Origin of the sequence: Streptomyces sp. NPDC008313 (assembly GCF_042956125.1) — a bacterium.
GTDB lineage: Bacteria > Actinomycetota > Actinomycetes > Streptomycetales > Streptomycetaceae > Streptomyces.
The window spans coordinates 70,739-85,518 of the sequence record NZ_JBIBFR010000031.1; the positions used below are offsets into that span (position 1 = coordinate 70,739).

11 protein-coding genes, 1 tRNA gene and 1 pseudogene are annotated in these 14,780 nt (G+C 70.8%); 7 read left to right on the forward strand and 6 right to left on the reverse strand.

Annotated features, from left to right (window positions below):
• Window positions 1-415: 415 nt before the first annotated feature.
• From ACFY93_RS31100 to ACFY93_RS31120, 5 genes are all read left to right on the forward strand, one after another.
• On the forward strand, window positions 416-1,735 hold the full coding sequence (locus ACFY93_RS31100; RefSeq protein WP_391365201.1) for an extracellular solute-binding protein: 1,320 nt from the start codon (window positions 416-418) through the stop codon (window positions 1,733-1,735).
• A 643-nt stretch (window positions 1,736-2,378) separates the two neighbouring features.
• Window positions 2,379-3,365, forward strand: coding sequence for an ABC transporter permease subunit (locus ACFY93_RS31105; protein WP_391365203.1), 987 nt, complete (start codon window positions 2,379-2,381; stop codon window positions 3,363-3,365).
• 14 nt (window positions 3,366-3,379) lie between these two features.
• Window positions 3,380-4,309: an ABC transporter permease subunit gene (locus ACFY93_RS31110; RefSeq protein ID WP_391365205.1), complete on the forward strand. Its 930-nt coding sequence runs from the start codon at window positions 3,380-3,382 to the stop codon at window positions 4,307-4,309.
• 350 nt (window positions 4,310-4,659) lie between these two features.
• Window positions 4,660-6,129 carry a GH1 family beta-glucosidase gene (locus tag ACFY93_RS31115; RefSeq protein ID WP_391365207.1) on the forward strand — a complete coding sequence of 490 codons (1,470 nt, stop codon included), beginning with the start codon at window positions 4,660-4,662 and terminating at the stop codon, window positions 6,127-6,129.
• Between the two features lie 160 nt (window positions 6,130-6,289).
• Window positions 6,290-7,345, forward strand: a complete 1,056-nt coding sequence (locus ACFY93_RS31120) for a substrate-binding domain-containing protein (RefSeq protein WP_391365209.1) — start codon at window positions 6,290-6,292, stop codon at window positions 7,343-7,345.
• A 157-nt stretch (window positions 7,346-7,502) separates the two neighbouring features.
• On the opposite strand, the gene ACFY93_RS31125 is transcribed toward ACFY93_RS31120, so the two are convergent.
• From ACFY93_RS31125 to ACFY93_RS31135, 3 genes are all read right to left on the reverse strand, one after another.
• Window positions 7,503-7,575, reverse strand: a tRNA-His gene (locus tag ACFY93_RS31125).
• Between the two features lie 119 nt (window positions 7,576-7,694).
• Window positions 7,695-8,297 (reverse strand): oligoribonuclease, encoded by a 603-nt coding sequence (gene orn, locus ACFY93_RS31130; protein ID WP_391365211.1) that lies wholly within the window; start codon window positions 8,295-8,297, stop codon window positions 7,695-7,697.
• Between the two features lie 155 nt (window positions 8,298-8,452).
• Window positions 8,453-9,697 carry a helix-turn-helix domain-containing protein gene (locus ACFY93_RS31135; protein ID WP_391365213.1) on the reverse strand — a complete coding sequence of 415 codons (1,245 nt, stop codon included), beginning with the start codon at window positions 9,695-9,697 and terminating at the stop codon, window positions 8,453-8,455.
• Between the two features lie 1,243 nt (window positions 9,698-10,940).
• Between ACFY93_RS31135 and ACFY93_RS31140 the strand changes: the two genes are divergently transcribed.
• Window positions 10,941-11,468, forward strand: coding sequence for a universal stress protein (locus ACFY93_RS31140; RefSeq protein ID WP_391365216.1), 528 nt, complete (start codon window positions 10,941-10,943; stop codon window positions 11,466-11,468).
• A gap of 382 nt (window positions 11,469-11,850) precedes the next feature.
• On the opposite strand, the gene glmS is transcribed toward ACFY93_RS31140, so the two are convergent.
• Both glmS and ACFY93_RS31150 read right to left on the reverse strand, forming a co-directional pair.
• On the reverse strand, window positions 11,851-13,668 hold the full coding sequence (glmS, locus tag ACFY93_RS31145) for a glutamine--fructose-6-phosphate transaminase (isomerizing) (protein ID WP_391365218.1): 1,818 nt from the start codon (window positions 13,666-13,668) through the stop codon (window positions 11,851-11,853).
• 96 nt (window positions 13,669-13,764) lie between these two features.
• A complete protein-coding gene (locus ACFY93_RS31150) occupies window positions 13,765-14,022 on the reverse strand; it encodes a hypothetical protein (protein WP_391365220.1) in 258 nt (85 codons plus the stop codon).
• A gap of 188 nt (window positions 14,023-14,210) precedes the next feature.
• On the opposite strand from ACFY93_RS31150, the pseudogene ACFY93_RS31155 reads away from it, so the two are divergent.
• Window positions 14,211-14,435: pseudogene (locus ACFY93_RS31155) on the forward strand (IS5/IS1182 family transposase); the annotation flags it as partial.
• 165 nt (window positions 14,436-14,600) lie between these two features.
• Here the strand turns inward: ACFY93_RS31155 and ACFY93_RS31160 are convergent.
• On the reverse strand, window positions 14,601-14,780 hold a 180-nt coding region (locus tag ACFY93_RS31160; RefSeq protein ID WP_391365222.1), incomplete at its 5' end, for an integrase core domain-containing protein.

Sequence of the window (14,780 nt, forward strand, 5' to 3'; positions counted from 1 at the left end):
AGGCCGGGATTCAGTGACCATACCCCCGATGACCTGCGTGAATCCTGTGCGGGGCCCAGGGGTGTCCGGTTGGTTACACGTGCTCTTACGACACATCCACGTGACGCGCGGAACACGCTTGCGCAACGACGCCGTTTTCAAGTCTTGACACCGGGCCCGCCAGGAAGGAGTCTTCGGGGCAAGCCGCGTGGGAGCGGTCCCACGGGTTCACCGGTGGTCTCTCCCGTGTGGATCAACGAACCAAGGGCCCTTCCCTCTACCTCACACCGCACCACCATTGACCAGCATCTTTACACCGTGCACCCTGTGCGGTGGACAGGCCGCTGCTCGAAGCGAGAGGGCAGGTCCGGGCCGCCGAAACCCCGGCGGCCTGATTCCTGAGACCCCGTTCCCCACTGGAACAAGGAGTAGTGGAATGCGCATCACCCGTACCGGCGGCGGTCGAGGCCGCAGAGCGGCGGCCTTGACCACCTCGGTCCTGACGGCCTCCGCCCTGCTGCTGACCGGCTGCAGCGACGACGGCGACTCGGACGCCTCGGATTCCAACGGGAACATCACTCTCAAGGTGGCCGACTTCGGGCAGTTCGGCTACAAGGAAGCCGGCCTGTTCGCCAAGTACCACAAGCTGCACCCGAACATCACGGTCAAGGAAGAGACGACCGCCAACGAGCAGGACTACTACCCGAAGCTGCTCCAGCAGCTGAACTCGGGCAGCGGTCTCGCGGACGTCACGGGTATCGAGGTCGGCCGCATCAAGGAGGTCGTCGACACCCAGGCGGGCAAGTTCGTCGACCTGAGCAAGTCGATCAACGTGAGCGACTGGGTGTCCTGGAAGGAGAAGCAGGCCACCGCCAAGGACGGCACGGTCATCGGCGCCGGTACGGACATCGGCCCGATGTCGCTCTGCTACCGCAAGGACCTCTTCGAGAAGGCCGGACTGCCGTCCGACCGCGAGGAAGTCGCCAAGGCGGTCGCCGGCGGCTGGGAGGACTACATCAAGCTCGGTGAGCAGTACAAGAAGAAGGCCCCCTCCGGGACCTACTTCATGGACTCCTCCAGCGCGATGTTCAACGCGGTCGTCAGCTCCTCGGCGAAGCAGTACTACGACGCCGACGGCAAGGCGATATACAAGGACAGCCCCGCCGTGCAGCAGGGCTGGGACCTGGCCGCCGAGGCCGCGTCGAAGAAGCTGACCCAGGGCCTGGCCCAGTTCCAGGACCCGTGGAACGCGGCGCTGCGCAAGGGCACCGTGGCCACCGTGGCCTGCCCCGCCTGGATGGCCGGCCAGATCTCCATCCACTCCGGCGACAGCTTCAAGGGCAAGTGGGACATCTCCCGCGCGCCCGGTGAGACCGCGGCCAACTGGGGCGGCTCCTTCCTGTCCGTGCCCAAGAGCGGCGCGCACGTCAAGGAGGCCACCGAGCTCGTCAAGTGGCTGACCGCTCCCGAGCAGCAGGCCGAGGTGTTCAAGGCCATCGGCGTCTTCCCGTCGAACCAGGGCGCCTACAAGCTCGCCAGCGTGAAGAACGCGAAGCTCCCGTACTTCAACGACGCCCCGATCGGCCAGATCTACGCCGACGAGGCCAAGTCCATCCCCGAGGCGGTCCTCGGCCCGAAGGACGGCGTGATCAAGGACGCGATCTCGCGTCAGATCAACAACATCGAACAGCGCGGCACCTCGCCCGACAAGGCGTGGAAGGCCGCGACCGACGAGATCGACAAGGCGATCGGCTGACACCCGTAGGTGCGGGCGGCCCGACGGCCGCCCGCACCACGTCCGCGCGCGGGGCCAGGCTCCCGCCGCGGGCACCGGGGCCGTCCGCACGAGGCCGGTCCGTCGTCCGATCCGCCGAGTCCGTCCGGCACTCCTGCCGTGCGGGCTCCGGCCCACATCCATTCCCCGCTCCAGGGCCGGAGCCCGGCACGACGGAAGTGCCGGACGGGAGCGGCACTTGGTACGAAGAGGATCTCGATGACGCCACGGCGCCGTCCCGGAGGGTGACGGGGTGAGTCCGCCGAGAGGAACCGGGCCGAGTGCCGGAACCGATCGGAACGGAACGCCCCGTCGCCCGCCGTGGCGGCACCTGGGTGTCGCGGCGTCCGCCGGGCAGCGGCCGGCGGACGTACGCGCCGGGTCCGTACCGGCGCGCACCGCGTCCGGCGGGACCGCCCCGCATCGCAGCACCACGGCCGGCACCCGGCCGGCGGGGACCGGACCCCGCCGGCGGAGCCCACCGGTCACGCCCGACCACCGCACGCCAGGCCGCACGCGGGCGGCTCGACACCGCACCGACCCCGCAGGGAGCGGCGGGACCGGCACCCGGCCCACAACCTCCGCCTCCTACCGGCCGCAGACCTCCCAGGGAAGGACTCCCTCCGTGGCAACGACAACCCCCACACGGGGCGCCTACACTCCGCCACCCGGCGGCGCAGCGTCGAACGGACGCAGCAAGTGGCGCGCCCGGCTGTGGCGCTTCGACGACAAGGCTTCGCCGTACGCGTACATCGCGCCCTTCTTCCTCATCTTCGGCGCCTTCGGGCTCTACCCGCTCCTCTACACCGGCTGGATCGCCCTGCACCGGGTGGAGATGACGGGGCTCGACCAGTCCGAATGGGTCGGCTGGGACAACTTCGCCACGATCCTCCAGGACTCCGAGTTCTGGACGGCCGTCACCAACACGTTCATCATCGGCGTCATCTCGACCGTCCCGCAGCTGCTCGTGGCGCTGGGCCTCGCCCACCTGCTCAACTACAAGCTGCGCGCCAGCACCTTCTGGCGGACGGTCATCCTCACCCCGTACGCCACCTCGGTGGCGACCGCCGCCCTCGTCTTCGCCCTGGTCTTCCGGCCCGACGGCGGCCTGCTCAACTGGGTGCTGCACTTCTTCGGGTCCGGTGACATCGACTGGGGCAACGGCGAGTGGACGTCGAAGATCGCCATCTCGGTCATCGTGATCTGGCGCTGGACCGGCTACAACGCCCTGATCTACCTCGCGGCCATGCAGGCCGTGCCGAGCGACCTGTACGAGGCGGCCTCGATCGACGGGGCGACCCGCTGGCAGCAGTTCCGCAAGGTGACGATCCCCTCGCTGCGGCCGACGATCCTGTTCACCATCGTCATCTCGACCATCGGCTCCATGCAGCTGTTCGGTGAGCCGCTGCTGCTGCAGGGCGGCACCCTCGGCTCCGTCGGCGGCAGCGAGCACCAGTACGAGACGCTCAGCATCTACCTCTTCAACTACGGCTGGAAGCTGGGGCACCTCGGTCCGGCCGCGGCGGTGGCCTGGGCCATGCTCGTCCTGCTGCTGCTCATCGCCCTGATCAACTGGATCGTCGGCCGGTTCGTGCGCAAGAGCGCGGTCTGACGGGAGCGATATCGATGACTACGACCAGTCCCACCAAGACCGCCGGGCCGATCCTCGACCCCGCGCACTCCGCCACCACCTCCTCCCCGGCCCCCGGCCGCGGCCGGTTCAAGATCGGGGCGGGCCAGCAGCTCAAGGGCGGCCCGTTCACCTACATCGCGCTGATCGTCGTCGGCCTCGGCTCGGTCTTCCCGCTGTACTGGACGCTGGTCGCCGCCTCGCACGACCAGCAGCGCGTCCTCGACAGCCCGCCGCCGCTGATCCCGGGCGGCGAGCTGTGGCACAACCTCCAGACCGCCTGGGACCAGGCCCACCTGGGCAAGGCCATCGTCAACAGCGTCATCGTGTCCAGCTGCATCACCGCGGCGACGCTGCTGTTCTGCACCCTCGCCGGCTACGCCTTCGCCAAGATGCGCTTCCGCGGCCGGGGCGCCCTGATGACCGCGGTCATCGCCACCCTGACGATCCCGCCGCAGCTCAGCGTCGTCCCGCTGTTCATGATGATGTCGGACATCGGCTGGGGCGGACAGCTCGAGTCGGTCATCTTCCCGACCCTGGTCGGGGCGTTCGGCGTGTTCTTCATGCGCCAGTACCTGCTGGAGGCCCTGCCCTACGAGCTCATCGAGGCGGCCAAGGTGGACGGGGCGAGCAACATCCGCATCGTCTGGAGCGTGGTCCTGCCCGCGGCCCGGCCCGCGATGATGGTGCTCGGCATGCTCACCTTCGTCCAGGCGTGGAACGACTTCTTCTGGCCCTTCCTCGCCCTGAGCCAGGAGAACCCGACCCTCCAGGTGGCGCTCGGCCAGCTCAGCGCCTCCTACACCCCGGACCAGAGCATCGTCATGGCCGGAGCGCTGATCAGCACGCTGCCGCTGCTGCTGGTCTTCGTCGTCTTCGGCAAGCAGATCGTCGGAGGCATCATGGCGGGCGCCGTGAAGGGCTGACGCCCGGCACCGCGGGGACGCCGCGCCGCAGGCCGGCGCCCCCGCCCCGCCCACCACCACGCCACGGCTGCCGGACACCGTCCGTCACCGCCCACCACCCACCGGCGTCCGGTGCGGTCCGCCCGCACGCGGGCCGCACCCGGCCGAAGCCCACGGCCCCCGGGCCCTTCCCGGCCCCGCCCGGCACGCGGGCACCGGGACCGGACCGTCCACCGGGCCGAAAACGCCGGGGCCCGCCCCGCACGCGGGCCGCACCGGACGGGATGCCCCCCCCGCGCCCCGTCCGTCCTCGCCGCCGCCGGAATCACTGTCCGGCGCCCTCCACACGCCACTTTGGGAGCGTTCTCACCATGACCGCCGTACGACCCGAGACCACTGCCCGGTCGGCATCGGACACCTCCTTCTCCTTCCCCACGGGCTTCGTCTGGGGCGCGGCCACCGCCGCCTACCAGGTGGAGGGCGCCGCCGCCGAGGACGGCCGCACGCCGTCCATCTGGGACACCTTCAGCCACACCCCCGGGAAGGTGCGCAACGGCGACACCGGCGACATCGCCGCCGACCACTTCCACCTCTACCGCGACGACGTGGCCCTGATGAAGGACCTCGGCCTGAAGGCGTACCGCTTCTCCGTCTCCTGGTCGCGCGTCCAGCCCACCGGCCGCGGCCCCGCCGTCGAGCGCGGCCTGGACTTCTACCGCCGGCTCACCGACGAGCTTCTGGAGGCGGGCATCACCCCCGTCGCCACCCTCTACCACTGGGACCTGCCGCAGGAGCTGGAGGACGCGGGCGGCTGGCCCCAGCGCGACACCGCCGACCGCTTCGCCGACTACGCCGACATCATGGGCCGCGCCCTCGGCGACCGCGTCGGCGTGTGGACCACCCTGAACGAGCCCTGGTGCTCGGCCTTCCTCGGCTACGGCTCCGGCGTGCACGCCCCCGGCCGCACCGACCCGGCCGCCACCCTGCGCGCCGCCCACCACCTCAACCTCGCCCACGGCCGCGCCGTCGGCGTGCTGCGCTCGGTCCTCCCGGCGACCGCGCAGACCTCCATCACCCTCAACCTGCACCAGGTGCGGCCGCTCACCGACAAGCCCGAGGACGTCGAGGCCGCCCGTCGTATCGACGCGGTCGGCAACCGGATCTTCACCGGCCCGATCCTCGACGGCGCCTACCCCCAGGACCTGATCGCCGACACCGCGCACCTCGTCGACTGGGGACAGCTGGTGAAGGACGGCGACCTCGCCGAGATCTCCCGCCCCATCGACGTACTCGGCGTCAACTACTACGCGCCGACCGTGGTCTCCCACCCCACCGAGGGCGCCGGCACCACGAAGAACGACGGACACGGCGCCAGCGACCACTCCCCGTGGACCGGCTCCGACCACGTCGCCTTCCACCTCGCCAACGACGACCTCACGGCGATGAACTGGGCCATCGACGCGAACGGCCTGCACACCCTGCTGACCGATCTCGCGAAGTCACACCCGGGACTGCCGCTCATGGTCACCGAGAACGGCGCGGCCTTCGACGACTACATCTCCCCGGAGGGCCAGGTCAACGATCCCCAGCGGATCGCCTACCTGCACTCCCACCTGGAGGCCGTCCGCCGGGCCGTCGCCGACGGAGCGGACGTGCGCGGCTACTTCCTGTGGTCCCTGCTGGACAACTTCGAGTGGTCCTACGGCTACTCGAAGCGCTTCGGCGCCGTCTACGTCGACTACTCCACCCAGCGCCGCATCCCCAAGGCGAGCGCCCACTGGTACGCCGACGTGATCCGCGGCAACGCCCTGCCGGCCTCCGGCGCCCAGGGCCGGGCCTGACACCCGCACCGATCGCGAGGGGCGCCGCCGGGACACCGGCGGCGCCCCTCGCACGGCCCGCTGGGGCACACCCCCGTCCACGAGAGAGGATGGGGTCAGGTGCGGCACGACCAGGCTGTTACATTCCTGGCCTGACGGCTGCGAACGGGAGGCGGCGACCATGGCGGTCAACGGTGGGCGGGGCCGGGGCGGCCGGCGGCCGACCCTGGAAGAGGTGGCCGCCCGGGCCGGCGTGGGCCGCGGGACGGTCTCCCGGGTGATCAACGGATCGCCCCGGGTGAGCGACGCCACCCGCGCGGCCGTCGAGGCGGCGGTCGCGGAACTCGGCTTCGTCCCCAACACCGCCGCGCGCGCCCTGGCGGCGAACCGCACGGACGCGATCGCCCTGGTCGTCCCCGAGCCCGAGACCCGGTTCTTCGCCGAGCCGTACTTCTCGGACATGCTGCGCGGCGTCGGCGCCCAACTGTCCGACACCGAGATGCAGTTGCTGCTGATCTTCGCGGGCGGCGACCGGGAGCGCCGCCGCCTCGCCCAGTACCTGGCCGCGCACCGCGTGGACGGCGTGCTGCTGGTCTCGGTCCACGCGGACGACCCGCTGCCGGACCTGCTCGCCCAGCTGGAGATCCCGGCCGTGATCAGCGGCCGCCGCTCGGTGGACGAGACCCTGCCCTCCGTCGACTCCGACAACTTCGGCGGCGGCCGCGCCGCCGTGGAACACCTGCTGGCCCGCGGCCGCCGCACCGTGGCCCACGTCGCGGGACGCCTCGACGTCTTCGGCGCCCAGCGCCGCGTCGACGGCTACCGGGCCGCGCTCAGCGACGCGGGACTCGAGGTGGACGACGCTCTCATCGTCCCCGGCGACTTCACCGAGGAGGGCGGCCGCCGGGCCATGAAGGAGCTCCTGGAACGCCGTCCCGACCTGGACGCGGTCTTCGCGGGCTCCGACGTGATGGCGGCGGGCGCCCGCCAGGTGCTGCGCGAGGAGGGCCGCCGCATACCGGACGACGTGGCGCTCGTCGGCTACGACGACTCCGCCATCGCCCGCCACATGGATCCGCCCATGACGAGCGTGCGCCAGCCCATCGAGGAGATGGGCCGCGCGATGACCGACCTCCTGATCGCCGAGATCGCCGGCCGCCGCCCCTCCTCCCCCCGCGAGCCGGAACGCCGCCAGGTGGTCCTCCCCACGGAACTGATCCAGCGCCGGTCGTCCTGACCCCACGGCGGGCGGCTGTCCACCGGGGCCCGCTGTCCGCCGTGGCGGGCGAAGGGACCCCGGGAACGGAGCGGCCCCGGGACAGGGGCGTGGGTCAGGGCGCGGGAACGCGATCAGCCGGTGACCCGCTTTCGCGGATCACCGGCTGATCTTTCAGGGTGAGTGACGGGACTTGAACCCGCGGCATCCTGGACCACAACCAGGTGCTCTACCAGCTGAGCTACACCCACCATGGGCCGGTGGTTCTTCCGAAGCGGTCTCTCCGACCGGCCGAGAAAAAGTGTACAGGGTCCGAAGGGGTGCTCGCGCACGAGTTTCTCCGGGGCCCTCCGAGTGGGCTCGGAGCGGGCTACTCCGCGGGCAGGACGTGCTTCGCCGCGATCGTCCGCGCGGTCTCCGAGTCGGGTCCGGGCTGGGGGACGAAGACGGCCTCGCGGTAGTAGCGCAGTTCCGCGATGGACTCGCGGATGTCGGCCAGCGCGCGGTGGTTGCCGTTCTTCTCGGGACTGTTGAAGTAGGCCCTCGGGTACCAGCGGCGGGCCAGCTCCTTGATGGAGGAGACGTCCACGATCCGGTAGTGGAGGTAGTCCTCCAGCGTCGGCATGTCACGCAGCAGGAAGCCGCGGTCCGTGCCGACGGAGTTGCCGCACAGCGGGGCCTTGCCCGGCTCCTTGACGTGCTCCCGTACGTAGGCGAGGACCTGCTCCTCGGCCGCCGCCAGCGTCGTGCCGCCGGCCAGCTCGTCGAGCAGGCCCGAGGCGGTGTGCATCCGCCGCACCACGTCCGGCATCGTCTCCAGCGCCTCGTCCGGCGGGCGGATGACGATGTCCACCCCTTCACCGAGCACGTTCAGTTCGGAGTCCGTGACGAGCGCGGCCACCTCGATGAGCGCGTCGTCCGACAGCGAGAGACCGGTCATCTCGCAGTCGATCCACACCATGCGATCGTTCATGTGTCTCACCCTAAGGCCCGCCCCCGCGCTCCGACCCGCTCGTGCGCCGGGCGGTCGGGCCCGGTCCCGCGGGGACGCCCCGTGGGGGCCCTGCGGGGCCCGGTCTCCGTACGCCGCCGGGGCGGCCCCGGTGACGTACGGAGGCCGGGGCCGCCTCAGGCGTGCGGTGCGCTGCGCTGCCCCGGGAGGCCGGCGCGGGCCGCCGCGTACAGGTCCTGCATCTGCTTGCCCTGGTCCGTGGTCAGGGACGCGGGCGCGCCGAGCGCTCCGGCGGTCGCCGCCGTGCGCCGGGTCTGCATCGGGACGGGGGCGTCGGGGTGCAGGGACGGCGGCGGTCCGGCCTGCATCGGGACGCCGTCCGGCTCGGCGGGCCGGTCGGCCTGCGGCCTGCGGGCGCGGTACGCGGCCCGGTAGGCGGCGGGCGACGAGCCGAGCTGGCGCCGGAAGTGCCCGCGCAGCGCGACCGGAGAGCGGAACCCGCAGCGGCCCGCGACCTCGTCGACCGAGTAGTCGGAGGTCTCCAGGAGCCGCTGCGCCTGCAGTACGCGCTGGGTGATCAGCCACTGCAGGGGAGCGCTTCCGGTGAGCGACCGGAAACGGCGGTCGAACGTCCGCCGGCTCATGTAAGCGCGCGCGGCGAGCGTCTCCACGTCGAACTGCTCGTGAAGGTGCTCCAGCGCCCAGGCGACGACCTCCGCGAGGGGGTCGGCGCCGATCTCCTCGGGTAAAGATCTGTCGAGGTAGCGCTCCTGACCGCCGCTGCGGCGCGGTGGGACCACGAGCCTGCGGGCGAGCGCGCCGGCCGCCTCGTTCCCGTGGTCCGTCCGCACGATGTGCAGGCACAGGTCGATGCCCGCCGCTGTGCCCGCCGACGTCAGTACGTCCCCGTCGTCCACGAACAGCTCGCGCGGATCGACGTGGACGGACGGATAGCGCTTGGCCAGCGTCGGCGCGTACATCCAGTGCGTGGTCGCCGGGCGGCCGTCCAGCAGTCCGGCGGCGGCGAGCACGAAGGCACCGGTGCACAGCCCGACGATGCGGGCGCCCTCCTCGTGCGCGCGGCGCAGCGCGTCGAGCGCCTCCTCCGGCGGCGGCGAGGTGATCGACCGCCAGGCGGGCACGACGACGGTGCCCGCCCGCGAGATCGCCTCCAAACCGTGCGGCGCGGTGAGTTCGAGGCCCCCTGTGGTCCGCAGCGGGCCCTCCTCGCCGGCTGCCACCAGAAGGCGGTAGCGCGGTACGCCGGCGTCCTGGCGGTCGATCCCGAACACCGACAAGGGTATGGAACTCTCGAAGATGGGGCCGCCGCTGAACAGCAGCACCGCGACGATTTCCTTGCGGCGTCGCCCGGAAAGCTTCCGGGACGTGGCCTCCGGCGCGGCAGTGGAGTCGTGGCTCATGCTGCTAAGCCCCCCTCGGTGGTCGCGGCGCCCTCTACCCTTCGGGTCTGTCGCTCCAACACGTTTCCCCTCGGTCCTGCACGAGTCCCCCGCCGTAAAGACAGTCAAGATCGAATCTACTGTGTCCCTCGGTACCGGCGTGACCAGTTCACCACTCGACATATTGTCGACATGGCAACTTGGCGTAAAGCATTCGATCACGAAGCGTTGCACTCGTCAGCCGCGCAGGGAAGTGCGCCTCGTCCCCGTGGCCAATCCACGTAGGGTGCGCGCGTCCCGGAAGACCCTTTCGGTGCAGGTCGAACGGGGCGTGGGGGGTCATCAGGACAAGGGAGGCGCGCTATCCGGAAGTTGGCTGAAAACATGCGAGGACGTGCATACAAACCGGTCAGTCGACCGGCGTATTCTCCCCTGCCGTACGGCCCCCTCCGGGTGCCCCGGGGCCACCGGGGCCACGCATACCGGCCAGCCCGTGCGGCCCGTTCCCGCCATGCCGCCCACCACGCGGCGCGTGGCCCTCGCCACCGTGCCCGGCAGTGCCCCGCCCGGCCCCGTCCCTTCCCGACTGCGACGGTGACGGCGAGGGCGACGGAGCGGGTGTCCGCGACCGTGACGGCGGGTGTGTCCGCGACCGTGACGGCGCGGGTGCCGACGGCCGCGACGGCGTGCCGGTCCGTGACTGCGCGCGCAGTCCTGCCGCGACCCGCTCGGACCGCCGCAGCAGCACCCGGCAGGCACCGGTCACGGCCGCCAGTCCCAGCGCGGTGCCGGCCGCCCCGGCGAGCGAGGTGCCGTACCAGAGGAGCACCACGGGTACGAGCACGCAACTGAACGCCGCCCAGCGCACCACGTCGCCCGCCGTGTCCGGCGCGGGCCGCGGGTGCGGACGGCGGCCCGGGGGCGGCTGGGGGGCGTTCGGGGATGCGGGCACGGAGGAACTCCCTGTGGCGGTGGCTTACCGGGGTTCAACGCGCGTTCGACCACCCGGTCACTGGCCGCGGTCCGTGATCCCAGGGTTAACCCTGTGCAAACCGTTTGTACAGGACAGCAACCATTGCGTTACGGGCGTCTCCTCGTGCATGCTCCGGGAGACGCCGTCCGCGACGTGCGGGATGTGGGCAGAGCAGGCGTACCGCCGTACCCTTGCGGGTATGGGGTTGGGAAGATGATTCCCGGACACGGCCCGGACACAGAACTGCCGCACTTGTCGTCCCACCCAGAGGATCCAGACGCCGAGATACCCATGGCCGGACACGAATATTTCGATCCCGCGGACCGCAAGCGCCCGCTCGCCGATCCCACGGCGCGCGAGCCGATGGCGGCGGATGCGGACCGCCATCCGTGCGATCCCGCGTTCCTGCACGGAGTCGTCGTCGGCTTCGACGGTTCGATGTCCAGTGAGCGTGCTCTGGCGTACGCCATCGGCATGGCCCACCGTTCCGGCTCGGGCCTGATCATCGTCCATGTCGCCAACCGGCTGCCCACCACGGTGTGGGCCGGCTGCGAGCCGCCGGTCTTCGTCGACGTGCCCGACCACCGCACCGAGGTCCTCGGACTCGAACTGGCCTGCGCCGACTATCTGGCCGAGGTGCCGTGGATCCTCGTCGAGCGCGGCGGGGACATCTGCCACGAACTCGAAGAGGTGGGCCAGGAGTACGAGGCGGACGCGATCGTCGTCGGCTCGACCCACGGCCTCGTCGGACGCCTCTTCGGCTCGGTCGCCGGCCGGCTCGCGAAGCGCGCGCGGCGCCCGGTCGTCGTCATCCCGTGACGCGGCGCCCGGTCGTCGTCATCCCGTGACGCGGCGCCCGGTCGTCGTCATTCCGTGACGCGGCGCCCGACGGCCCGTCACCACCCTTGTACCGCAGGCGATCCGGCGGTGCGCGCAGGTTGCTTGTGCCCTTGTGAAGGGTACGTATCCCTCATCGGCCCCTGAGAGCCGCGGAGTCGGGGCCGACCGCGAGGACGCGCCGCCGGCCGGGGTGTGACGGCCATCGGCCGTGGTGTGCGCACGGGCCGGAGACGGACAGGTCCCCTCGGCTCCTCGGAGAGCCGGGGGAGGGCGGATCCGGCCCCGGAGGAACGGTCCCCCGCGCAAGGCGGCGCGTGCGGGGGACCGTTCACGTCCGGAGGCGGGCCCGGACGGGGCGGTCCTACTCGACCGTCACCGACTTGGCGAGGTTGCGGGGCTTGTCGATGTCCCGGCCCAGCGCCAGCGCCGTGTGGTAGGCGAGAAGCTGGAGCGGGATGCCCATGAGGATCGGGTCCAGCTCGTCCTCGTTCTTCGGGACGACGATCGTCTGGTCGGCCTTCTCCTGCTCCCGGTGCGCGACCGCGAGGATCTTGCCGCTGCGGGCCTTGATCTCCTCCAGGGCGGCGCGGTTCTTCTCCAGCAGGTCGTCGTCCGGGACGATCGCGACCGTCGGCAGGGCGGGCTCGATGAGCGCCAGCGGGCCGTGCTTCAGCTCGGAGGCGGGGTAGGCCTCGGCGTGGATGTACGAGACCTCCTTGAGCTTCAGCGAGGCTTCACGGGCGACCGGGTAGCCCCGCACGCGGCCGATGAAGAGCATCGAGCGGGCCTCGGCGTACTGCTCGGCCAGCTTCTTGATCTCCGCCTCCTGCTCCAGGATCTCGGAGATCTGGGCGGGCAGCCTGCGCAGGCCCTCGATGATCCGCTTGCCGTCGCGCACCGACAGGTCACGGGTGCGGCCCAGGTGCAGCGCGAGCAGCGCGAAGGCGACCGTGGTGTTGGTGAAGCACTTGGTGGAGACGACGCAGACCTCGGGGCCCGCGTGCACGTACATGCCGCCGTCGGCCTCGCGGGCGATGGCGCTGCCCACCACGTTCACCACGCCCAGCACCCGGGCGCCCTTGCGCTTGAGCTCCTGGACGGCCGCCAGCACGTCGTACGTCTCACCGGACTGCGAGACGGCGATGTACAGCGTGTCGGGGTCGACGACCGCGTTGCGGTAGCGGAACTCGGAGGCCGGCTCGGCGTCGGCGGGAATGCGGGCCAGCTCCTCGATCATCTGGGCGCCGATCATGCCCGCGTGGTACGAGGTGCCGCAGCCGAGGATCTTCACGCGGCGCACGGCCCGCGCGTCCCGGGCGTCCAGGTTCAGGCCGCCGAGGTGCACCGTGGAGAACCGGTCGTCGATGCGGCCGCGCAGCACGCGGTCCACGGCGTCGGCCTGCTCGTGGATCTCCTTGTGCATGTACGTGTCGTGGCCGCCCATGTCGTACGACTCGGCCTCCCACTCGACGGTGGTCGGCTCGGCGGTCGTCCGGGTGCCCTCGGTGGTGTACGTGCGGAAGTCGTCGGCCTTCAGCGTGGCCATCTCGCCGTCGTCGAGGGTGACGATCTGGCGGGTGTGGGCGACGAGCGCGGCGACGTCCGAGGCGACGAACATCTCCTTCTCGCCGATGCCGAGCACGACGGGGGAGCCGTTGCGGGCCACCACGATGCGGTCGGAGAAGTCGGCGTGCATCACCGCGATGCCGTACGTGCCCTCGATGACGCGCAGCGCGTCGCGGACCTTGTCCTCCAGCTTCTCGTGCCGGGAGCGCGCGATCAGATGGGTGAGGACCTCGGTGTCGGTCTCGGAGAGGAACTCGACGCCGTCGGCCTGGAGCTTCTTGCGCAGGTCGGCCGCGTTGTCGATGATCCCGTTGTGGACGACGGCCACCTTGTCGTCCGCCGACATGTGCGGGTGGGCGTTCACGTCGGACGGGGCGCCGTGGGTGGCCCAGCGGGTGTGGGCGATGCCCGTGGTGCCCTTGAAGCGCGCCGGGACCTTGGCCTCCAGGTCACGGACGCGGCCCTTGGCCTTGACCATCCGCAGGCCCGCCGACTTCGGGGCGCTCACGACGATGCCGGCCGAGTCGTACCCCCGGTACTCCAGGCGCTGAAGGCCCTCGAGCAGCAGCGGCGCCACGTCACGCCTGCCGATGTATCCCACGATTCCGCACATGTAAGAAGTCCCTTGTCCCCTCGGTTGAAGCAGGTGAAGCAGGTGAAGCAGGTGAAGCAGGTGAAGCGGTGCCGGCCGGTGTGAAGCGGTGTCCGGTCAGCCGTAGACGATGCGACGGAGCTGCCTGAGGGAGAGTCCGGGCGGTGCCACCGCCCGGTACTTCAGCTCCCCCTCGATCCGCTCGAAGATCTCCGCGTTCACCAGCCCCTGCCCCTGCAGTTCGCGGTGGCGGCGGCGGACGAACTCCTCGGCCGTCTCGTCGAAGTACGCGAGCACGTCCTGGATCACCCGCAGAGCCTCGCCCCGGTTCAGGGGCGTACTACGCGTCAGGTGATCAACAAGGTCGTCGTGCACCCGTTGATCCTGGGGCACAAGGCGCCGCTTCGCAAGAATCCTGCCCGATATCGGGCAGGGGGTCATTGTCGGCGTGCCTTCGTCGTCCTATCCCAGGCCGACCGCCCAGGCCGGGGCCCCTGCCGGGCGCCCGGTGGGGCGAGGGTGCGGCGTTACCACGGACCTCGTGGGCATCACCGTCCGACATCACCGGCCTGGTCATCCCGCACCGCCGCGAACCCGGCCAGGCCGGATTCCCCCACGGGAAAGAGGAACACAACGCCTCCCACCGCGAAGTCCGCGCCCGCGTCGAGCACGCCTTAGCCCGCATGAAGACCTGGAAGATCCTGCGTGACTGCCGCCTCAAGGGCGACGGCGTCCACCACGCCATGCTCGGCATCGCCCACCTGCGCAACCTCACCTTTGCCGGATGACGGCGGAACAGGCAGGCCATCCAGCTCACCCAAGATCATTCACGGTCTCAACGCTTATCCCGCTACCTCCGCCCGGGGAACCGGTCGCAGGTCCATCAGGCGGACGCTCGCTTCGTCACATGGGCGACCTCGGATCTCTGAACCGCCCCGGGTTCGGTAGAGATCTCAGATTGTGGTGATGAACTGGGGTTTCGTGAGTTCGGTGTAGTAGTTGGCTTCGTATTCGACGGGCGGGATGTGGCCTATCTCGCCGTGGAGTCTTCGGTGGTTGTACCAGTCGATCCACTCGGCGGTGGCCAACTCGACCTGAGAGAGCGTCTTCCATGGCCGCTGGGGTTTGATCAA

What these genes read in the sequence shown, in the direction of transcription:
- ACFY93_RS31100 (WP_391365201.1), top strand. Translation starts at nt 416, where the DNA reads ATGCGCATCACCCGTACCGGCGGCGGTCGAGGCCGCAGAGCGGCGGCC.
- ACFY93_RS31110 (WP_391365205.1), top strand. Translation starts at nt 3,380, where the DNA reads ATGACTACGACCAGTCCCACCAAGACCGCCGGGCCGATCCTCGACCCC.
- ACFY93_RS31115 (WP_391365207.1), top strand. Translation starts at nt 4,660, where the DNA reads ATGACCGCCGTACGACCCGAGACCACTGCCCGGTCGGCATCGGACACC.
- ACFY93_RS31120 (WP_391365209.1), top strand. Translation starts at nt 6,290, where the DNA reads ATGGCGGTCAACGGTGGGCGGGGCCGGGGCGGCCGGCGGCCGACCCTG.
- orn (WP_391365211.1), bottom strand. Translation starts at nt 8,297, where the DNA reads ATGAACGATCGCATGGTGTGGATCGACTGCGAGATGACCGGTCTCTCG.
- ACFY93_RS31135 (WP_391365213.1), bottom strand. Translation starts at nt 9,697, where the DNA reads ATGAGCCACGACTCCACTGCCGCGCCGGAGGCCACGTCCCGGAAGCTT.
- ACFY93_RS31140 (WP_391365216.1), top strand. Translation starts at nt 10,941, where the DNA reads ATGGCCGGACACGAATATTTCGATCCCGCGGACCGCAAGCGCCCGCTC.
- glmS (WP_391365218.1), bottom strand. Translation starts at nt 13,668, where the DNA reads ATGTGCGGAATCGTGGGATACATCGGCAGGCGTGACGTGGCGCCGCTG.